The sequence below is a fragment of the Pseudomonas sp. GM_Psu_1 genome, assembly GCF_026544185.1.
In the GTDB taxonomy this organism is placed as follows: Bacteria; Pseudomonadota; Gammaproteobacteria; order Pseudomonadales; family Pseudomonadaceae; genus Chryseomonas; species Chryseomonas oryzihabitans.
Window position 1 is genome coordinate 186,877 of the sequence record NZ_JALNUX010000006.1, and the last position, 19,856, is coordinate 206,732.

Annotated in this window: 16 protein-coding genes; 8 read left to right on the forward strand and 8 right to left on the reverse strand. The window is 68.5% G+C overall.

Going from position 1 to position 19,856, the window contains the following annotated elements; translation table 11 throughout:
* Nucleotides 1-13 precede the first annotated feature (13 nt).
* The 5 genes from pyrR to gshB form a co-directional block, all read right to left on the reverse strand.
* Entirely contained in the window at nt 14-523 is a 510-nt protein-coding gene (pyrR, locus tag OXS31_RS12610; protein ID WP_027598880.1) for a bifunctional pyr operon transcriptional regulator/uracil phosphoribosyltransferase PyrR, read from the reverse strand.
* Nucleotides 524-525: 2 nt separating this feature from the next.
* On the reverse strand, nt 526-978 hold the full coding sequence (gene ruvX, locus OXS31_RS12615; protein ID WP_027598879.1) for a Holliday junction resolvase RuvX: 453 nt from the start codon (nt 976-978) through the stop codon (nt 526-528).
* Entirely contained in the window at nt 975-1,544 is a 570-nt protein-coding gene (locus OXS31_RS12620; RefSeq protein WP_267399301.1) for a YqgE/AlgH family protein, read from the reverse strand. Before OXS31_RS12620 ends, ruvX begins: the two co-directional genes overlap by 4 nt.
* Before the next feature lie 55 nt (nt 1,545-1,599).
* Entirely contained in the window at nt 1,600-2,478 is an 879-nt protein-coding gene (locus OXS31_RS12625; RefSeq protein ID WP_007161677.1) for an energy transducer TonB, read from the reverse strand.
* Between the two features lie 103 nt (nt 2,479-2,581).
* Nucleotides 2,582-3,532: a glutathione synthase gene (gshB, locus tag OXS31_RS12630; protein ID WP_027602934.1), complete on the reverse strand. Its 951-nt coding sequence runs from the start codon at nt 3,530-3,532 to the stop codon at nt 2,582-2,584.
* A 220-nt stretch (nt 3,533-3,752) separates the two neighbouring features.
* Between gshB and pilG the strand changes: the two genes are divergently transcribed.
* The 8 genes from pilG to OXS31_RS12670 all read left to right on the forward strand — a co-directional run bounded on the left by pilG (nt 3,753) and on the right by OXS31_RS12670 (nt 16,905).
* Complete coding sequence (pilG, locus tag OXS31_RS12635; protein WP_007161679.1) at nt 3,753-4,160, forward strand: twitching motility response regulator PilG; 408 nt, start codon at nt 3,753-3,755, stop codon at nt 4,158-4,160.
* Nucleotides 4,161-4,200: 40 nt separating this feature from the next.
* Nucleotides 4,201-4,566 carry a twitching motility response regulator PilH gene (pilH, locus tag OXS31_RS12640; protein WP_007161680.1) on the forward strand — a complete coding sequence of 122 codons (366 nt, stop codon included), beginning with the start codon at nt 4,201-4,203 and terminating at the stop codon, nt 4,564-4,566.
* Nucleotides 4,567-4,615: 49 nt separating this feature from the next.
* Nucleotides 4,616-5,152: a chemotaxis protein CheW gene (locus tag OXS31_RS12645; RefSeq protein WP_007161681.1), complete on the forward strand. Its 537-nt coding sequence runs from the start codon at nt 4,616-4,618 to the stop codon at nt 5,150-5,152.
* Between the two features lie 161 nt (nt 5,153-5,313).
* Entirely contained in the window at nt 5,314-7,344 is a 2,031-nt protein-coding gene (locus OXS31_RS12650; protein ID WP_027598875.1) for a methyl-accepting chemotaxis protein, read from the forward strand.
* A gap of 61 nt (nt 7,345-7,405) precedes the next feature.
* A complete protein-coding gene (locus OXS31_RS12655; RefSeq protein ID WP_081347946.1) occupies nt 7,406-8,254 on the forward strand; it encodes a CheR family methyltransferase in 849 nt (282 codons plus the stop codon).
* A gap of 11 nt (nt 8,255-8,265) precedes the next feature.
* Nucleotides 8,266-15,414: an Hpt domain-containing protein gene (locus OXS31_RS12660; protein WP_267399313.1), complete on the forward strand. Its 7,149-nt coding sequence runs from the start codon at nt 8,266-8,268 to the stop codon at nt 15,412-15,414.
* On the forward strand, nt 15,407-16,426 hold the full coding sequence (locus tag OXS31_RS12665; protein ID WP_027598423.1) for a chemotaxis protein CheB: 1,020 nt from the start codon (nt 15,407-15,409) through the stop codon (nt 16,424-16,426). The genes OXS31_RS12660 and OXS31_RS12665 overlap by 8 nt, the downstream gene beginning before the upstream one ends.
* Before the next feature lie 11 nt (nt 16,427-16,437).
* Entirely contained in the window at nt 16,438-16,905 is a 468-nt protein-coding gene (locus OXS31_RS12670; protein ID WP_007161686.1) for a chemotaxis protein CheW, read from the forward strand.
* Here the strand turns inward: OXS31_RS12670 and OXS31_RS12675 are convergent.
* From OXS31_RS12675 to OXS31_RS12685, 3 genes are all read right to left on the reverse strand, one after another.
* Complete coding sequence (locus tag OXS31_RS12675; RefSeq protein ID WP_044341940.1) at nt 16,902-17,561, reverse strand: HAD-IA family hydrolase; 660 nt, start codon at nt 17,559-17,561, stop codon at nt 16,902-16,904. The two genes, OXS31_RS12670 and OXS31_RS12675, sit on opposite strands and share 4 nt — an antisense overlap.
* A 67-nt stretch (nt 17,562-17,628) precedes the next feature.
* The gene (locus OXS31_RS12680) at nt 17,629-18,357 is read right to left on the reverse strand and encodes a 16S rRNA (uracil(1498)-N(3))-methyltransferase (protein ID WP_169854702.1); all 729 of its coding nucleotides are present in this window, start codon (nt 18,355-18,357) and stop codon (nt 17,629-17,631) included.
* A 13-nt stretch (nt 18,358-18,370) separates the two neighbouring features.
* The gene (locus OXS31_RS12685) at nt 18,371-19,771 is read right to left on the reverse strand and encodes an adenosylmethionine--8-amino-7-oxononanoate transaminase (RefSeq protein ID WP_044341938.1); all 1,401 of its coding nucleotides are present in this window, start codon (nt 19,769-19,771) and stop codon (nt 18,371-18,373) included.
* Nucleotides 19,772-19,856 lie beyond the last annotated feature (85 nt).

Here is a 19,856-nt window from a genome sequence, read left to right on the forward strand (position 1 = left end):
CGGCAGATCCAGGTCAGGCGGCGGGGACGTCGCGGTATTCGAGGGCGAGCGGCGAGGGGCCGGTCAGCTTGACGCGCTGGGTGGGGGCCAGGGTCAGGGTGGCGCCCACCACGTCAGGCTGGATCGGCAATTCGCGGGCATTGACGTCCAGCAGGCAGACCAGGGTCACACTGGCGGGACGGCCATAGTCGAAGAGTTCGTTGAGCGCCGCACGCACGGTGCGGCCGCTCATCAGCACGTCGTCCACCAGCACCAGGTGGCGCCCGTCGATCTCGAACGGTAGGGCCGAGGGGCGCACCTGGGGGTGCAGGCCCTTCTGAGTGAAGTCGTCGCGGTAGAAGGAGACGTCCAGGCTGCCCAGCGGGGTGTCAAGGCCGAGTTCGGCCAGCAGGGCCTCGGCGACCCAGAGGCCGCCGGTGTGGATGCCGACGAAGCCGGGGTCGGTGATGCCACGACGATCCAGCGACAGGCGCAGGTCGGCGGCCAGCCGCGGCAGGAGCTCGGCGGGAGAGGGCAGATGCATGGCTACTCCGATTGCGGGCGCGCGGCCCGTTCCAGTTGTTGGGTCAGCCAGCCTTCCAGGAGAAGGGCGGCGGCAAGGGCATCCACCGGGCGCTCGCGATAGCCGTCGCGCTGACCGCCCTGCAGGCGCTCGCCCTTGGCGGCATAGGTGGTGAGGCGCTCGTCATGGGTATGCACGGGCAGGCCGTAGCGGCCGTGCAGGCGGCGGGCGAAGCGTTCGGCGCGCTCGCTCATCTCGCTGGGGGTGCCGTCCATGTTCAGCGGCAGGCCGACCACCAGGGCGGTGGGCCGCCACTCGTCCAGCAGCCGCTGGATCTGCTGCCAGTCGGGTACGCCGTTCTGCGCCTTGAGGGTGAGCAGTTCGCGGGCCTGACCGGTCACGGCCTGGCCGACGGCGACGCCGATCTGCCGGGTGCCGTAGTCGAAGCCCAGGTAGAGCCCGCTGGGCGCGCTCATGCGTGGCCCGCCTGGCGCGACAGCAGGCGCAGGTCGACCCCCAGCAGGGCGGCGGCCGCGCCGAGGCGCTGCTCGCTCGGCGTCTCGAACAGCAGGGCGCTGGTGGCCGGGGTGGTGAGCCAGAGATTGGCGGCGAGTTCTTCTTCCAGTTGGCCGGGCCCCCAGCCGCTGTAGCCCAGGGTGATCAGGTGGCGGCTCGGACCGGTGCCGTCGGAGAGGGCGAAGAGCACGTCCGGCGAGGTGGTCAGGCTCAGTTCTTCGAGTTCCAGGGTGTTCTGGAACACCGGGCCGGCGTCATGCAGGACGAAGCCGCGATCGGTCTGCACCGGACCGCCGGCATAGAGCACGACCCGGGTGTCTTCCGGGGTGGCCGGTATGTTCGGACGCAGCTGTTCGAGCAGGTCGTCCAGGTGCAGGCCATTGGGCCGGTTGATCACCAGGCCCATGGCGCCGTCCGGGCCATGGTCGACGAGGTAGATCACCGTCTCGGCGAAATTGGGATCGTCCATCTGCGGCATGGCGATCAGGAGCTGGTGCTGTAGGGTGGTGCTGGAGGTCGGCTTCATGACCGGCAAGTTTCCCGGTTGCGCGGTCCGGCTTCAAGTCCAACGGCGTCCCGGGCTATTGACTGGACAGGCGGTCGCCACGCTCGAAGCGCCAGGTGCGGATGATCTCCAGCCGGTCGATGTCGGCCAGGTCGCCGCTGAAGGGGGCGAAGGGCGCCGCCAGCCGGACGATGCGCAGCGCCGCCTGATCGAGTACCTGGCGTCCCGAGGACTCCAGCACCTGGACCTCGTAGAGCGAGCCGTCCTTGTTGATGGACACCAGCAGGCGCAGGCTGCCGTAGAGGCGGTCGCGCTTGGCCTGCTCGGGGTAGTTGAGATTGCCGATGCGCTCGATCTTGCGCCGCCATTCTTCCTTGTAGCGGGCGCCCTTGTCCTTTTGCGTCGAGGCGGCGTTGATCCGCCAGATCTTCGGCCGCTTGGCGTATTGCTGGCGCTCTTCGGCGAGCTGGGCCTCCAGGCTGGCGAGTTCGGCGGCCTGGCTGTCGGACTCGGGACTCGGCGCATCGCGCTGCTCCCGTTCGGGCGTCTCGCGACTGGGTTCGGCCTTGGTCGGCCGCGCGGCGCGGGTGGTCACCGCCGCCTTGGGTGCCTGGGCGCGATCCGCTGCGGGCGGGCGGGCCGGAGGCGCGGCCTGGCGGATCTCGCTGTCGTGGAAGGGCGCCTGCACCGGGGTGCTCGGGGCCGCCGCCTTGTCCAGGGTACCGCTGCCCTGCTGGTTCTCCTGGGCGAGGAAGTCGGCCTGCTTGGGCGCCTCGTCGCTCTTGAAGCTGGCCAGCGTCACCTCCAGGGTGCGGCTGATCTGGGTGGGCTCGGGCAGCGAAAAGCCGACGCCGAGAATCAGCACGACGTGCAGCAGGGTCGCGATGAGCAGCGTGAAGCCCAGGCGGTCGGCGGGACGAACCTGGCTGGCGGGGGAGGAGGCGGTGCTGGGCATTGACTGGGTCGGCAAGGGCAGAGGACGCGCGGCAGGGCTGGCGCCAGTCTGCGGATTGTGTCCGCGGTTGTCCATGCCGCCACGGGCGGCACGGACCCTCGCCTCAGCCCGCGCGTTGCTGCGCGATCACATCCATGAGGCGCTCGGCGATGCGGGTGTCATAGGCCGCATCGATCTCGCGGATGCAGGTCGGACTGGTGACGTTGATCTCGGTGAGGTGCTCGCCGATCACGTCCAGGCCGACAAAGAGCAGGCCGCGCTTGCGCAGTTCCGGGCCCACCGTGGCGGCGATTTCGCGATCCCGCGCCGACAGCGGCTGGGCGACGCCCCGGCCACCGGCGGCCAGGTTGCCACGGGTCTCGCCCTGGGCCGGAATGCGCGCCAGGCAATAGTCCACCGGTTGACCGTCGATCATCAGAATGCGCTTGTCGCCGTCCTTGATGCCTGGCAGGTAGCGCTGGGCGATGATCTGCTGGGTGCCGTGGGCGGTCAGGGTCTCGAGGATCACCGAGAGGTTGGGATCCCCTTCGCGGTGGCGGAACACGGAGCTGCCGCCCATGCCGTCCAGCGGCTTGAGGATGACGTCGCCATGGGTGCGGGCGAATTCGCGGATGATGTCGGCGCGGCGGCTGACCAGGGTCGGCGGCGCCAGCTCGGGAAACAGGGTGGCAAAGAACTTCTCGTTGCAGTCGCGCAGGCTGGCCGGGCGATTCACCACCAGGGTGCCGCCACGCTCGGCCTGCTCCAGCAGGTAGGTGGCATAGACGAATTCGTTGTCGAAGGGCGGATCCTTGCGCATCAGGATCACGTCCAGCTCGCGCAGGGGCAGGTCGACGTCCTCGCCAAAGGCAAACCAGCGCTCCGGATCCTGGAACACGTCCAGCTGCCGGCCGCGACCGCGGGCCTCGCCGTCGACCTGGTACAGATCCTGCATCTCGAAGTAGTGCAGGGTCCAGCCGCGCGCCTTGGCCGCCCACAGCATGGCCATGGAGCTATCCTTCTTATAGGAGATGCGTTCGATGGGATCCATGACGATCCCCAGGCGGATACTCATTGACGCTAGACCTCGGTTGTACGTGGGCAAGGCGTCAGAATAGCCCTTCGATCCCCTCCAGTGCCAATGCTTGCGCGATCGTCGTGGCGGGCGGGCCGGTGGTCCGCCACCAGGGGATCTGCGTGGTACGTCACGGTATTGTGTGCTACAAAGAGGCGCCGCCAAAGTGCCCGGATCGACATCATTCACGTTTCATCGACGATGAGCTGGTAGCTTGAACATGGAACAGTATTCGGAAGGGCTGAAGGTCATGGTGATCGACGACTCGAAGACGATTCGTCGGACCGCCGAGACCCTGCTCAAGAAAGTTGGCTGCGAGGTCATCACCGCCATCGATGGATTCGATGCGCTCGCCAAGATCGCCGATAGTCACCCCCACATCATCTTCGTGGACATCATGATGCCGCGACTGGATGGCTATCAGACCTGCGCGCTGATCAAGAACAACAGCGCCTTCCGCGCGACGCCCGTCATCATGTTGTCCTCCCGTGACGGGCTCTTCGACAAGGCCAAGGGCCGCATCGTCGGCTCTGACCAGTACCTCACCAAACCCTTCAGCAAAGAAGAGCTGATCGGTGCGATCAAGACCCACGTCCCCAGTTTCACTCCGCTCGAACAAGCGTCCTGAGTGTCCTGAGGCGGGCGATTCAATCTAGTAGGAAATTTTCATGGCTCGAATTCTGATCGTCGACGACTCTCCCACCGAGATGTACAAGCTCACCGCCATGCTGGAAAAGCATGGGCATCAGGTGCTCAAGGCCGAGAACGGTGCCGACGGCGTCGCCCTGGCCCGCCAGGAGAAGCCGGATGCGGTGCTGATGGATATCGTCATGCCCGGCCTCAATGGCTTCCAGGCCACCCGGCAGCTGACCAAGGATGCCGAGACCAGCCATATCCCGGTGGTCATCGTCACCACCAAGGACCAGGAAACCGACAAGGTCTGGGGCAAGCGCCAGGGCGCCAAGGACTACCTCACCAAGCCCATCGACGAAGACACCCTGCTGCGCACCCTGGCGGGTGTCCTGCAAGGCTGAGGTCTTTCGTCCGTTTCTCGCGGCAGCGCCCCACTGGGCAGGGAATCCTATGAGCGACGCCACCACGCCCTACGAACTCTTGCGCCTGATCGATCTGCGCTGCCGCGAGCGGGCGGCCGGCCTGCCGGCGCAGCAGGAAAACCAGCGCAGCTGGAGCGGTATCGGCTTTCGCCTCGGTGAATTGCGCTTCGTGATTCCCATGGGCGAGGTCAGCGAGATCCTGCCGGAGCCGCGCTTCACCGCGCTGCCCGGCGTCAAGCCGTGGCTCAAGGGCGTGGCCAACGTGCGTGGTCGCCTGCTGCCGATCGCCGACCTGGGGCAATTCCTCGGCGTGAAGATCCAGGCCCTGCGCAAACAGCGGCGCATCCTGATCGTCGACCATGGCGACCTCTTCGTCGGGTTGGCGGTTGACGAAGTCCTGGGGATGCAGCATTTCGACATCGAGGCCTATCGCGAGCACGCCGACAGCGTGCCGGCGGGCCTGCACTTCTTTCTGGAAGGTGTCTTCCAACGCGACGTGCCCTGGCTGGTCTGCAGCCCGCGCGCCTTGGTCGAGCATCCCGAGTTCATGGACGTCGCGGCCTAGCGGGTCGGAGGTCCGGACGCTGCAAGGCGGATCGGGGTCGGGATGGCAGGAGCCGTCGCCGACGGGTGGGGGTAGGGCGACGAGCACCGGCTTCAAGCAAACCGGTCCGGCGTCCGACAAGGATAGAACTAAAGGAACCAAGGTCCAGGCGGGGGCCGCTGATGAACAAACTCAATACCGGGAAACTCAACGCGTGGGTCGCGGGCATGTTCGTGGTGCTGATCGTCGCGATCGTGCTGCTGTTCGCCAACTTCGCGTACCTGGGCACCCAGACCAACTACGATAACCAGTATCAGGGCCAGGCCACCGAGCTGCGCATCCTCTCGCAGCAGCTGGCCAAGAGCGCCAGTGAGGCCGCGACCGGCAAGGCCGACGCCTTCAAGGACCTGCGCCAGGCCCGTGCCGAATTCGAGCGCCGCCTGAACATCCTGCGCAGCGGCGATCCGCAGACCGGTCTGCCGGCGTCGCCGGCGATCCTCCGTCCGCGTCTGGACACCCTGGAATCCCAGTGGGAGGCCCAGCGCAAGCAGGTCGACACCATGCTCGGCAGCGAGCAGACCGTACTGTCCCTGCACCAGCTGTCCGGCGCCCTGGCCGACACCATCCCCCAGCTGCAGGTCGAGAACGAAGAGATCGTCGACATCCTGATCGAGCGCGGCGCGCCCGCCAGTCAGGTGGTGGTGGCCCAGCGGCAGGCGCTGCTCGCCGAGCGGATCCTCGGCGCCATCAACAAGATCCTCACCGGCGACGAAGCCGCCGTGCAGGCCGCCGACAGCTTCGGCCGCGACGCCAGCCTGTTCGGCCGGGTGCTCAAGGCCATGCGCGAAGGCAATGCCTCCATGGGCATCGCCAAGATCACCGATCCCGAGGCGGTCGGCCGCCTCAACGAAGCCAACAAGCTGTTCGAATTCGTCTCCGGCAACGTCGACGAGATCCTCGCGACCTCGCCCGAACTGCTGCAGATCCGTTCCGCCGTGGGCCTGATCTACCGTGGTTCCCAGGCGCTGCTCGGTTCCGCCTCGGACCTGAGCGCCGGCTACGCGTCGCTGGCCCAGAGCCGCAAGATCAACACCGTGGGCAGCTACCTGCTGGTGTTCATCGCCCTCGGCGCCATCCTCTGCATCGGCTACATCCTGGTGCGCGACACCCGCCGCCGCCTGGCCGAGACCGACGAGAAGAACCAGCGCAACCAGACCGCCATTCTGCGTCTGCTGGACGAGATTGCCGACCTCGCCGACGGTGACCTGACCGTGCAGGCCACGGTGACCGAAGACTTCACCGGCGCCATCGCCGACTCCATCAACTACTCCATCGACCAGCTGCGCGAACTGGTGGAAACCATCAACCAGACCGCCGTCCAGGTGGCCGCCGCCGCCCAGGAGTCCCAGGACACCGCCACCGTGCTGGCCGAGGCCTCGGAACACCAGGCCCAGGAAATCGCCGGGGCCTCCGCGGCGATCAACGAGATGGCCGTGTCCATCGACCAGGTATCCACCAACGCCTCCGAATCCACCGCGGTGGCGGAGCGCTCCGTGGCCATCGCCAACAAGGGCAACCAGGTGGTGCACAACACCATCATCGGCATGGACAGCATTCGCGAACAGATCCAGGACACCGCCAAGCGGATCAAGCGCCTGGGCGAGTCGTCCCAGGAGATCGGCGACATCGTCGGCCTGATCAACGACATCGCCGACCAGACCAACATCCTGGCCCTGAACGCCGCCATCCAGGCCTCCATGGCCGGTGACGCCGGCCGCGGCTTCGCCGTGGTCGCCGACGAGGTCCAGCGCCTCGCCGAACGTTCCTCCGGCGCCACCAAGCAGATCGAGGCCCTGGTCAAGGCGATCCAGACCGACACCAACGAAGCGGTCATCTCCATGGAGCAGACCACCTCGGAAGTGGTGCGCGGAGCCGCCCTGGCCCAGGACGCCGGTGTGGCCCTGGAAGAGATCGAGAAGGTATCGCAGAGCCTCGCCGGGCTGATCCAGAACATCTCCAATGCCGCGCGCCAGCAGTCTTCGTCCGCCAGCCACATCTCCAGCACCATGAACGTGATTCAGGAGATCACCTCGCAGACCTCGGCCGGCACCACCGCCACCGCGCGCAGCATCGGCGAGCTGGCCAAGCTGGCCAGCGAGATGCGGCGTTCGGTCTCGGGCTTCAATCTGCCGAACGAGCAGCCGCTGGGCTGACCGCAGCGGCCGCATCGCGGTGTGGCGAGGGGGAGACGGGGTGAGGGAGTCGAGTTGGGCGTTGCGCCGTGCTCCCGAGCTGCCGGATGCGGACTTCGAGCGTTGGCGACAGCTGCTCGAGATGCGCGCCGGCATGGTACTGGACGATCGCCAGCGCAGCTTTCTGCAGATCCAGCTGGCCGCGCGCATGCGCGAACTGGAGATCGCGGATTACGACAGCTACTACCAGGTCGTCTGCGCGGGCATCGGCGGGCGCATCGAATGGGTCCGGCTGCTCGATCGGCTGACCATCCAGGCCACCCGCTTCTTCCGCCATCCACCGTCCTTCGCGCTGCTGGAAGCCTATGTGAGTGAATTCGCCCGGACCACCGAGGGCAACGGTCTGACCCTGTGGAGTCTGGGGTGCGCCAGTGGAGAGGAAGCGTTTTCGATGGCCATCAGTACCGCCGAAGCTCTGGCCCGGCAGCCACGCCCCCTGACGTTCGCCCTGACCGGTACCGACATCAGCAGCGAAGCCCTGCGCCAGGCGCGGCAGGGAACCTACAGCCTGCAGCGGCTGGCTGGGGTGCCGGCCAGCCTGCGCGAGCGCTATTTCCGCACCCATGCAGACGGCAGTTTCGAGGTCACCGCGGGCCTGGCGGAGCGACTGTGCTTCGCCCGACTCAATGTGCTGGAACTGGGGCAGGCCCCCTTGCAGGGGCTCAATGTCATTTTTTGTCAGAACTTGCTGATTTATTTCCGCCGCTGGCTGCGTCGAGACCTGCTCAACCAGCTGGTCCAGCGGCTTGCACCGGGTGGGCTCTTGGTCCTGGGTGTCGGTGAGGTGAGCAATTGGAGCCACCCGCAACTGGTACCCGTCGATCATCCCGAAGTCCTGGCGTTCACCCGCCAGGTAAGCCCCCCGGCATGACAGGAGCCGAGATGATCGATCGACACGACTACGTAGCCCTCGAGTGGGTCAAGGGAGAGATCGCCGAAACCTTGCAGCAGGCCCGCAAGGCGCTCGAGGCGTTCGTCGACAACCCGCACGACCGTAGCCGCCTGGGTTTCTGCCGGACCTATGTGCACCAGGTCTACGGCACGCTGCAGATGGTGGAGTTCTATGGCGCCGCGCTGCTCGCCGAAGAGATGGAGCTGCTGCTGCAGGCCCTTCACGAAGAGCGGGTGAACAGCTCGGACGAGGCGATGGAAGTCCTGATGCAGGCCATCCTGCAGGTGCCGCCCTATCTGGACCGGGTTCTCGAGGCCCGCCGCGATCTGCCACTTGCCATCCTGCCGCTGCTCAACGACCTGCGCTCGGCGCGCGGGGAAAAGCTGCTCTCGGAAACCAGCCTGTTCTCGCCGGATCTGTCCGCCACGCCGCTGTCGCTGAGCGATGCCGAACTGGCCGACCGCGCGGCGCCGGACTGGCTGCCACGCCTGCGCAAGCTGCGCCAGGCGCTGCAGGGCGCCCAGGTCGGACTGTTCCGCGACCGCGACGTCCAGCTGCACCTGGACTATCTGCTGCGGGTCTTCGAGCGGCTGGATCAGCTCTGCGCCGGCTCGCCCTTTGGCGCGCTCTGGCCGGTGGCGGCGGGTCTGACCGAGCTGTTGCAGGCCGGCGAGCTGGACAACAGCAGCTCGATCCGCGGTCTGCTCCGGCAACTGGATCGTGAACTCAAGCGACTCATCAGCGATGGGGTGACCACCCTCAACCAGCCGGCGCCGGCCGATCTGCTGAAGAATCTGCTGTTCTACCTGGCCAAGGCGCCGGTGCAGAGTCCGCGCATCGCCGCGCTCAAGGCGCACTATCGTCTCGACGAGGCCCTGCCGGATGCCGAGCTGGTGGGCTTCGAGCGTTCGCGCATCGTCGGTCCGGATCGCGAAGCCATGCGCTCGGTGGTGACCGCGCTGTGCGAAGAGCTGGTACAGATCAAGGACAGCCTGGACCTTTTCGTGCGCAGCGATCGCCAGCAGCCTGCCAGCCTGCGCGGCCTCCTGGCGCCGCTCAAGCAGATCGCCGATACCCTGGCGGTGCTGGGCTTCGGGCAGCCGCGCAAGGTGGTGCTGGAACAGCACGAAGCCGTGGCCGAACTGGCCGAAGGCGTGCGCGAGGCCAGCGACGCCGCCCTCATGGATATCGCCGGGGCGCTGCTCTATGTCGAAGCCACCCTGGCCGGCATGGTCAGTGGCAACGAGGTCGGCGATGCCGAGGAGAGCCGGCTGCCCACCACCGACATCGATCAGCTGCATCGGGTGGTGGTGCGCGAGGCGCGCAACGGCCTGGAGCAATCCAAGGACGCCATCATCGAGTTCATCGCCTCCCAGTGGAACCATGTTCACCTGGAGTCGGTGCCCCTGCTGCTGACCCAGGTCCGTGGCGGCCTGGCGATGATTCCGCTGGAACGGGCCGCGGCCCAGGTCCAGGCGGCCAACGACTACATCTGCCAGCAGCTGCTGGGCAAGCAGGCCGTGCCCGACTGGCAGAGTCTGGACACCCTGGCCGACGCCATCACCAGCGTCGAGTACTACCTGGAGCGCCTGGCGGAAGACCCGTCTACGCCTCACGACATGATTCTCGACATCGCCGACGAAAGCCTCATCGCTCTCGGCTATCCGCCCAGGGCGGCCGGCGAAGGCGAGGCGGCGGCCGCGCCCCTGGCCTCCGGCGAGGTCGAGCCGCCGGCTCAGCAGCTGCCCGAAGAATTGCCACCGCCGGCGGAGCCGGTGGCTGAAGAGGCGCTGGAACCTACCGCCCTGCCGGTCGAGGAGCCTGCGGACGCCGACGAAGAATTCCTGGTCGAATTCGAGCCTGCCGCAGCGCAGGAATCTCCGACCTCCGCGCCCCAGGCAGACGAGCAGGACGCGGCCGCAGTGAGCGATGAAGCGCCGCAGGCCGAGGCCGAGCCGGAGGGTGCAGAGCCCGAGGAGTTGCTGGCCGGCATCGAGCTGGACAGCCTGCCGCCGCCGACCCCCGATGCCTCGGCGATCGCCGAGGTGCTGGCGACGCCGGTCAACCCCATCAATCCTCCGGCGGCGCAGGTGCCGCAGGCGCTGCTGCCGCCCGCGGCCGATGCCGAGCCGGTCGAGGAGGAGCTGCGCGAGGTCTTTATCGAAGAGGCCGGCGAGGTCCAGGCCGAACTGGAGCGCTGGCTGCCGACCTGGCAGGCCGAGCCCGAGCAGCGCACCGCGCTGAGTGAATTGCGGCGCAACTTCCACACCCTCAAGGGCAGTGGCCGCATGGTCCAGGCGCTGGTCATCGGCGAACTGGCCTGGGCGCTGGAGAATCTGTTCAATCGCCGGCTGGATCACAGCGTCGCGCACAGCGCTGCCGTGCAGACGGTGGTCGAGCAGACCTGCGCGCTGCTGCCGGAGCTGGTCGCGGAATACGCCGCGGATCGTCAACGGCAACGTGACGACGTCGACTGGCTGGCCCACGCCGCCCATGCGCTGGCCCGCAACGAAGCCCTGCCCGAGCGAGCGCCGGCCGGCAGCGTGGCCCCGTCCGTGGCAGCTGCGCTGCCTGTGGCAGAGGTCTTCGAATCCGCGAGCCCGGCGCCTGCCGCCATCGAAGCCGATACCCAGCTGCTGGATATCTTCCGTACCGAGGCCCAGGCGCATCTGGAAACCGTGCGCCGTTTCCTCGAGTCGGCCGACGCCGGCAGTGCCCAGCCGGTCTCCGACAATCTCCTGCGCGCCCTGCACACCCTCAAGGGCAGTGCCCATATGGCGGGCAGTTCGCCGATGGCCGAGCTGGCGTCGGCGCTGGAGCGGCTGGCCAAGGAATACAAGCTCGCCCATGTCGCCTTCGCCGAACCCGAGTGCGGCTTGCTCGCCCAGGGCGCCGAGTTGCTGGAGCAGCGACTGGCCGAACTCGACGAAGGGTCGCTGGCGACCCCGCTGGCGGGTGCGGCGGAGGTGATCGCGCGCTGCGAAGGGCTGCTGGAGGAGCTGAATCCCCAGTTGCCGATCCCCGCGGCGCCGCTGCCAGAGCAGCGTGACGTCCTGCGCCTGACCGATTTCCTGATGCCGGCCATGGATCTACTGCTGGAAGCCGACGAGCGCCTGCATGCCTGGCGCACCGGCGGTGATCTGGCCGCCTGCCCGGATCTGCTGGCCGAACGCCTGAACACCTTTGCCGACGGGGCCGCCCGGGTCGGGCTGGCCGATGTCGAGCAACTGGCCGAAGCCCTGCAGGTGGTCTATGCCGCCGCGGCGAGCGGTTCGCTGCCCGCCGATGCGGCCTTCTTCCGCGAGGCGGAAGAGGCCCAGGAAGCCCTGATCAGCATGCTCAATCAGCTGGCCGGCGGCATGCGGGCGACGCCCAGCGAGGAACGCATCCAGGGCCTGCGCGGCCTGCTGGCCGGCATTCTCGCCGGGTTGCCCATGGCGGACACCAGCCTGCTGGCCGAGCCCGAACCCGAAGAGCTCTTCGATCCGGCAACGGCCACGCCGGTGGCACCTGAGCTGGCGCTGGACGTCGAACTGCCCGCCGAAGCCGAAGCCGAAGCCGAAGCCGAAGCCGAAGCCGAAGCCGAAGCCGAAGCCGAGCCTGACCTCGAGCTGCCGGAAGAGCCGCAAGAGCCGCAAGAGCCGCAAGAGCCGCAAGAGCCGCAAGAGCCGCAAGAGCCGCAGCCGCTGGTAGCGGACAGCGAGCCGGTGGCGGTCGAGCCCGAGGCTGCCGAGCCCGTCGATCCGGAAATGCAGCTGATCTTCCTTGAAGAGGCCCAGGATCTGCTGGACAGCGCCGACCGGGCGCTGAAACGCTGGCTGGTGGAGCCGCAGCAGCGCTTCCACCTCGGCACCCTGCAGCGCGATCTGCATACCCTCAAGGGCGGCGCCCACCTCGCCGGGGTGGCGCCGGTCGCGCACCTGGCCACGGAGCTGGACGCCATCTACGAAGGCCTGCTCGACGGCCGTCTCGCCGGCGGTGCCGAACTGGCCCAGCCCCTGCGCGATGCCCATGGCTGCCTGGCGGCGCAACTCGAAGAGCTGGCGGCGGGGGAGCCGGTCAGCGAGCATGCCGACCAGGTCGAGCGCCTGCAGCGGATCCGTAGCGGTCATCTCGATGACCTGCCGGCGCTGGACGACAGCGGATCGGCCCCGGGCGAGCCCGCGCTCGGCGAATCGCTCGCGGACCACCCGGCGGACGCCGAGTCCGCGCTCCTGGAGCCGGTGCCCATGGCGGCCGCGCCGGCGGCGGCGGAAGGTCCCGACGCCGAGTTGCTGGCCATCTACATCGAAGAGAGTCGCGACCTGCTCGACAGCATGGCGACCTCGCTGCGCGCCTGGGAAGCCGAGCCGCACAACAGTCTCGAACTGGAATCCCTGCTACGCGACCTGCACACCCTAAAGGGCGGTGCGCGGCTGGCCGAGGTGGATGCCATCGGCGATCTCGCCCATGCCCTGGAAGCCTTCTACGAAGGACTGGCGCGCGGACGGATCAAGCCCGGCGCGGACCTGGGCGACCTGCTGCAGCGCTGCCATGACCGCCTGCACGAGCAACTCGAAGCCCTAGCCCGGGGCGAGACCCCGGTCCCGGCCGCCGATCTGATCGCGGCCTTGCGCGACTACCGCGGCGAGCCACTGGCGACCGGCGTGACCGCCGCGGCCGTGGTGGCGGCACCGGTCTTCGATGCCGACACCGATGCGGAAATCCTCGAGATCTTCATCGAGGAAGCCCAGGATCTGCTGGTCAGCATGGACGAGGCCCTGGCGGACTGGTCGGCCGCGCCCGATGTGGCGGTGGACGAATTGCTGCGCTGCCTGCATACCCTCAAGGGTGGCGCGCGCCTGGCCGGTCTGCACGGCCTGGGCGAGCAGGCCCATGAACTGGAACAGCAACTGGCGGAATTGCGCTCGCTCGCCGTGGGGCTGAGCGAGGGCGACCGCGAGCGGGTACGCGCCCTGGCGACCCAGGGCGTCGACGGGCTGCAACTGGGGGTCGCCCAGCTGTCGCTGCCGGCCGCCGCCCAGGCGAATGCGGCGGCCGAGCCGGTCGAGACGGCCGAGGCCGAACCGGACGTCGTGCGCGAGGCTGAGCAGCCACCGGTCGCGGACGTCGCCGAGGAGGAAGCGCCTGCCGACCCTGACGTCGAGCCCGCCGTCGAGGGCCTGCCTGTTGCCCTGCCTGAGCAAGACAGCGCGGCGGCCCCCGTCATGGTCGCGGCCGAGACACCCGCGGCCCCGGTGGCTCCGCTGCCCTTCGTGCAACGCCTGCAGCAGGTCCGCCAGCAGGCGGCGCAGCGGCGTTCGTCACAGGAGCTGGTGCGGGTACCGGCCGCGCTGCTGGAGCAGCTGGTCAACCTGGCCGGCGAGACCTCGATCTTCCGTGGTCGCGTCGAACAGCAGGTCAGCGACATCGGCACCACCCTCGGCGAGATGGAAGCCACCATCGAGCGGGTGCGCGATCAGCTGCGCCGGCTGGATACCGAGACCCAGGCGCAGATCATCAGTCGTCACCACGAAGACGTGGATCGCGCCGGCTACGAGGATTTCGACCCCCTGGAGCTGGATCGCTATTCCCAGCTGCAGCAGCTGTCCCGCGCCCTGTTCGAATCGGCGTCCGACCTCCTGGATCTGAAGAACACCCTGGGCCAGCGCAATCGCGATGCCGAGACCCTGCTGCTGCAACAGGCGCGGGTCAACACCGAGCTGCAGGAAAGCCTCATGCAGACGCGCATGGTGCCTTTCGAGCGCATGGTGCCGCGCCTGCACCGGGTGGTACGCCAGGTCAGCGCCGAACTGGACAAGCCGATCGAGCTCAGGGTCGGCAACGCCGAAGGCGAGCTGGACCGCACGGTGCTCGAGCGGATCATTCCGCCGCTGGAGCACATGCTGCGCAACGCCATCGACCATGGCGTCGAGGACGCCGCCGGACGCCAGCGCGCCGGCAAGCCGGCCGAAGGCGTGATCAGCCTGGATCTGCGCCGCGAAGGTGGCGACATCATTCTGACCCTGGCCGACGACGGCCGTGGCATCGACCTGGCCGCGGTACGCCGCAAGGCCATCGAGCGCGGCCTGATGGCGGAAGACGCGCAGCTCGCCGATGAGGAGCTGCTGCAATTCATCCTCGAATCGGGCTTCTCCACCGCGCCGACCGTCACCCAGATCTCCGGGCGGGGCGTGGGCATGGACGTGGTGCACCAGGAGGTGAAGCAGCTCGGCGGCAACATGGACATCCACAGCGTGGCGGGCGAGGGGACGCGCTTCACCATTCGCCTGCCGTTCACCGTGTCGGTGAACCGCGCGCTCATGGTGCATGCCGGCGACGACCTCTATGCCGTGCCGCTCAACACCATCGAAGGCATCGTGCGGGTGACCGCGGCCGATCTCGAACGCTATTACCGTCCGGGAGCGGGCACCTTCGAATACGGCGGCCAGCACTATGACCTGCGCTACCTGGGGCACCTGCTCGGCAATGGCCAGCAGCCCAAGCTGAGCGGCCAGAGTCTGCCGCTGCCGGTGGTGCTGGTGCGCGCCGCCGAATACGCGGTGGCGGTACAGGTGGATGCGGTGGCCGGTTCGCGTGAGATCGTGGTGAAGAGCCTGGGTCCGCAATTCGCCGGGGTGCCGGGTCTGTCCGGTGCCACCCTGCTGGGGGACGGGCGCGTGGTGGTGATTCTCGACCTGCTGGCGATGATCCGCAGTCAGCGCGCCAGTGGCGAAGAGCTGGCGCGGCTGGCGCAGGGTCCGGCCACCGTGGCCGAGGTCACCCGCCCGGCGCTGGTCATGGTGGTCGACGATTCGGTCACGGTGCGCAAGGTCACCAGCCGCCTGCTGGAACGCCACGGCATGGAGGTCTTCACCGCCAAGGACGGGGTGGACGCCATCGCCCAGTTGCAGGAGCGGCAGCCGGACATCCTGCTGCTGGACATCGAGATGCCGCGCATGGACGGCTTCGAGGTGGCGACCCTGGTGCGCCACGATGCGCGCCTCAAGGACCTGCCGATCGTGATGATCACCTCCCGTACCGGGGAAAAACACCGCGAGCGGGCGCTGAGCCTGGGCGTGAACGAATACCTGGGCAAGCCCTACCAGGAGAGCGAACTCCTGGCCCACATCCATCGGTTGGTCAGGGAACATGACTGAGATGCACACCGCCCGCGTCGCCATCCTGGCCGACAGTCCGCTACAGCGTCACGTACTGCAGCAGGTGCTGGCCGACAATGGCTATCACGTCGTCCTCAACAGCGATCCGGAGCGCTTCGACGAAGCGGCCTGGCCCTCGGTCGCGACCGACCTGTGGCTGATCGACCTGAGCCAGACCGAGGAATCACCGCTGGTGGACGCGCTGCTGGAGGGGGCCGAGGTGCCCATCCTGTTCGGCGAAGGCCAGGCGCCGGAGCGCTTCACCGACCCCTTCACCCAGTGGGAGAAGCGCCTGATCGGTAAGCTCAAGCGGCTGATCGGCGATCCGGTGGCGGCGGTCGGTCCGGCCCTGGAGACCCTGTTGCAGGACCAGCCGCGACCGCCGCGCCTGACCCTGCCGGAACCCCTGGCCAATCTGCCGCTGCCCGCCGGCGATCCGGCTCCCGAGGTCTGGTTGCTGGCGGCCTCCCTGGGCGGTCCGGCGGCGGTAAAGGCCTTTCTCGACGCCTTGCCGGGCGGTCTGCCGGTCGGTTTCCTCTATGCGCAGCACATCGGTGACGGCTTTGCCGCCAACCTGCTGCGCGCGGTCGGCCGGCACAGTCAGTGGCACATCCAGGGCGTGCGCCCGGGTGAGCCGGTGCGCTGTGGCGAGGTGGTGGTGGTGCCGACCCAGCAGGAGCTCACCTTCCGGGCCAACGGCGCCCTGGACATCGTCGAGCGCGCCTGGCCCGAGCCCCATACGCCGTCGATCAGCCAGATGATGCTGAACCTGGCGCAGCACTTCGGCGCCCGCTGCGGGGTCATCGTGTTCAGCGGTATGGGCAACGACGGCACCGCCTCGGCGCCCTATGTGCGGCGGCGCGGTGGCACGCTCTGGACCCAGTCGGCGAGCACCTGCATCGCCCCGAGCATGCCGGAAAGCCTGCGCGAATCGGGTCTCGCGACCCTTACCGCCGATCCCCGCGGCCTGGCCGAAGCCCTGGTGGCACGCCTGGCCGAGCAGCAAAGCTGAAGGAATCTCCCATGTCGACCGCCGCGCCCGCCGAACACCTGACCGGTCTGCTGCTGACCCTGGCCGATCGCACCCTGCTGCTGCCCAACGCGGCGGTGGCCGAGCTGGTGCCCTGTCGCGAGATCCGGCCACTGCCGGTGCAACCCGACTGGTGCCTGGGCCAGGTGGCCTGGCGCGACCTGCGTCTGCCGCTGATCAGTTTCGAGGCGCTGTCCAGCGGCAGCGCCGCGCAATTCGATGGCGACCGCCATGCGCGGGTGGCCATCCTCAACGCCCTGGGCGGGCGTGAGCGGGTGCGCTTCCTGGCCCTGCTGATCCGCAGCATTCCGCGCTCGTTGCGCATCACCCCCGAGCTGGTCGCCGCCGAGGTGCCCCTGGCCGCCCTGGAACTGGGCGCCGTGGCCTACGAAGGCGGCACGGCGCGCATTCCCGATCTGATCGGGGTGGAAGAGCGCCTCGCCGCCGCCGGCGTCTTCTAGTCCTTGCGGATTAGGCGCAGGGCGCCGTCTTCGTCACGGCTGATGCCGACGCCGCGGTAGTCGGCCAGGGTCGGCAGCCCCAGGTCCAGCGGCTGGCGATGGGTCGCGGTGATGGCCACCGCATCGGCGCCGGCGGCCTTGGCCGCGGCAAAGCCGGCGTGGGCATCCTCGAACACCAGGCAGTCGCCGATCTCCACCCCCAGCTTGCGCGCACCCGCCAGGAAACAGTCCGGCGCGGGCTTGCCCTGGGTGACGTCTTCGGCGCAGATCATCACCGGCGGCAGGGCCATGCCGGCCGCGGCGAGCCGCACTTCGGCCAGCCGGCGCGAGGCCGAGGTGACCAGCGCCCAGCTGCCGGCCGGCAGGCTGGCGAGAAAGGCCGCGGCACCGGGGATTTCCTGGATATCGGCGACGTCGGCGATCTCCAGTTCGGTGATGGCGCGGGTCTCGGCGTCGATGTCCGCGCCCGCCGGGGCGAAGCGCTTGACCGTCTCCACCGCCCGCACCCCGTGCATCACGGCGAGGACGTCCGCCGGATCGAGGCCATGGCCGAGGGCCCAGGTGCTCCAGGCGCGTTCGGCAGAGGCCACGCTGGTGAGCAGGGTACCGTCCATGTCGAACAGGAAGGCGGCGTAGGGGCGAGAGGGCAGGGTCATCCGGGGCTCCAAAACTATCCGTGGGAAAAGGGACGGACCGCCGCGGGGCAGCGGTCCGGGGGGCAAGTCAGGGGGTCTGGAAATCACCCCAGAGTTGCTGGGCCACGCTCAGGGCCACCACCGGCGCGGTCTCGGTGCGCAGCACTCGCGGCCCCAGGCGGGCCGGCTGGAAGCCGGCGGCGCGGGCGGCTGTGACTTCGGCCTCGCTCAGGCCGCCTTCCGGGCCGATCAGCAGGGCCAGGCGGCTGGGGCGGGCATGGCTTTCCAGGGGCTCGGCCACCGGGTGCAGGACCAGCTTGAGATCGGCGTCCAGCCCGGCCTGCCAGTCGGCCAGCAACTGCGGTGGATGGATCAGCGGCACCGTGGAGCGACCGCACTGTTCGCAGGCGCTGATGGCGACCTGGCGCCAGTGCTGCAGGCGCTTGTCGGCGCGTTCGTCCTTGAGGCGCACCTCACAGCGTTCGCTGACCAGTGGGGTGATCTCGGCCACCCCCAGCTCGGTGGCCTTCTGGATCGCCCAGTCCATGCGCTCGCCGCGGGACAGGCCCTGGCCGAGGTGGATCCGCAATGGCGAATCGGGTTGGCCGGGCAGTTCCTCGGTGAGCTCGACGCTGAGGGTCTTCTTGCCCACCTCGGCGACCTGGCCGAGGTATTCGCGGCCGCTGCCGTCGAACAGTTGCACGGCATCCCCCGGCGCCAGGCGCAGCACGCGGCCCAGGTAGTGGGCCTGGGCCTCGGGCAGGTCGAGACGGCCGAGGGCCAGGGGCAGGTCGAGGTGGCAGCGGGTGAGACGCATGGCGGACTCCAGATCAGCCGGGATCGCGGTGGTTGGGGTGCAGGTCGCTCAGGGCGACGCTGACCGAGGTGCGGGTGGCGAGGTCGATGCCTTCGCTCGCCACCTCGGCGAGGAAGTCGATCTGCTCGGGGGTGATCACATAGGGCGGCAGGAAGTAGACCACGTTGCCCAGCGGCCGCAACAGGGCACCGCGAGAGAGGGCGTGCTGGTAGACGGCCAGGCCGCGGCGCTCCTGCCAGGGGTAGGGCGTGCGGCGGGCCTTGTCGGCGGTCATCTCGATGGCCAGGGCCATGCCAGTCTGGCGCACCTCGCCGACCTGGGGATGCTCGGCCAGGTGCGCGGTGGCCTCGGCCATGCGCCGGGCCAGGGGCTTGTTGGCTTCGATGACGTCGTCCTCGGCGAAGATGTCCAGGGTCGCCAGGGCGGCGGCGCAGGCCAGCGGATTGCCGGTGTAGCTGTGGGAATGCAGGAAGGCGCGCAGGGTGTGGTAGTCGTCGTAGAAGGCCTGGTAGACCGCATCGGTGGTCAGGCAGGCGGCCAGCGGCAGGTAGCCGCCGGTCAGGGCCTTGGACAGGCAGAGGAAATCCGGACGGATACCGGCCTGTTCGCAGGCGAACATCGTCCCGGTGCGACCGAAGCCCACGGCGATCTCGTCATGGATCAGGTGCACGCCATAGCGATCGCAGGCCTCGCGCAGGAGGCGCAGATAGACCGGGTGGTACATGCGCATGCCGGTGGCGCCCTGGATCAGCGGCTCGACGATGACCGCGGCGACGCTGGCGTGGTGCTCGGCCAGGGTGCGCTCCATGTGCACGAACATCTGCCGCGAATGCTCTTCCCAGTCCATGCCTTCGGGGCGCAGGTAGCAATCGGGGCTCGGCACCTTGAGGGTGTCCAGCAACAGGCCCTGGTAGGTCTCGGTGAACAGCGCCACGTCGCCCACCGACATGGCCGCCACCGTCTCGCCATGGTAGCTGTTGGTCAGGGTGACGAAGCGGCGCTTGTCCGGCTGGCCCACGTTGCGCCAGTAGTGGTAGCTCATCTTCAGGGCCACCTCGATGCACGAGGAGCCGTTGTCGGCATAGAACACCCGGTCGAGACCGGCCGGGGTCAGGGCGACCAGGCGCTCGGACAGCTCGATCACCGGCTGGTGACTGAAGCCGGCGAGGATGACGTGCTCCAGCTGATCGACCTGGGCCTTGATGCGGTCGTTGATGCGCGGATTGGCGTGGCCGAAGACATTGACCCACCAGGAACTGACGGCGTCCAGGTAGCGCTTGCCGTCGAAGTCTTCCAGCCAGACGCCCTCGCCGCGGCGGATCGGGATCACCGGCAGCTGCTCGTGATCCTTCATCTGGGTGCAGGGGTGCCAGAGCACCTCCAGGTCACGGCGCATCCAGTCGTGATTGGTCATTGGCGGTCTCCTGGCGACGGGCCCGGCGATAAAAAGGGGGCGCAAGCCTAAGCCAGGGCGCGCGACGGGAGCAAGGCGCGGGCCG

Coding starts and splice junctions, on each gene's coding strand:
- pyrR (WP_027598880.1), bottom strand. CDS start 523: ATGCATCTGCCCTCTCCCGCCGAGCTCCTGCCGCGGCTGGCCGCCGAC.
- ruvX (WP_027598879.1), bottom strand. CDS start 978: ATGAGCGCGCCCAGCGGGCTCTACCTGGGCTTCGACTACGGCACCCGG.
- OXS31_RS12620 (WP_267399301.1), bottom strand. CDS start 1,544: ATGAAGCCGACCTCCAGCACCACCCTACAGCACCAGCTCCTGATCGCC.
- OXS31_RS12625 (WP_007161677.1), bottom strand. CDS start 2,478: ATGCCCAGCACCGCCTCCTCCCCCGCCAGCCAGGTTCGTCCCGCCGAC.
- gshB (WP_027602934.1), bottom strand. CDS start 3,532: ATGAGTATCCGCCTGGGGATCGTCATGGATCCCATCGAACGCATCTCC.
- pilG (WP_007161679.1), top strand. CDS start 3,753: ATGGAACAGTATTCGGAAGGGCTGAAGGTCATGGTGATCGACGACTCG.
- pilH (WP_007161680.1), top strand. CDS start 4,201: ATGGCTCGAATTCTGATCGTCGACGACTCTCCCACCGAGATGTACAAG.
- OXS31_RS12645 (WP_007161681.1), top strand. CDS start 4,616: ATGAGCGACGCCACCACGCCCTACGAACTCTTGCGCCTGATCGATCTG.
- OXS31_RS12650 (WP_027598875.1), top strand. CDS start 5,314: ATGAACAAACTCAATACCGGGAAACTCAACGCGTGGGTCGCGGGCATG.
- OXS31_RS12660 (WP_267399313.1), top strand. CDS start 8,266: ATGATCGATCGACACGACTACGTAGCCCTCGAGTGGGTCAAGGGAGAG.
- OXS31_RS12665 (WP_027598423.1), top strand. CDS start 15,407: ATGACTGAGATGCACACCGCCCGCGTCGCCATCCTGGCCGACAGTCCG.
- OXS31_RS12670 (WP_007161686.1), top strand. CDS start 16,438: ATGTCGACCGCCGCGCCCGCCGAACACCTGACCGGTCTGCTGCTGACC.
- OXS31_RS12675 (WP_044341940.1), bottom strand. CDS start 17,561: ATGACCCTGCCCTCTCGCCCCTACGCCGCCTTCCTGTTCGACATGGAC.
- OXS31_RS12680 (WP_169854702.1), bottom strand. CDS start 18,357: ATGCGTCTCACCCGCTGCCACCTCGACCTGCCCCTGGCCCTCGGCCGT.
- OXS31_RS12685 (WP_044341938.1), bottom strand. CDS start 19,771: ATGACCAATCACGACTGGATGCGCCGTGACCTGGAGGTGCTCTGGCAC.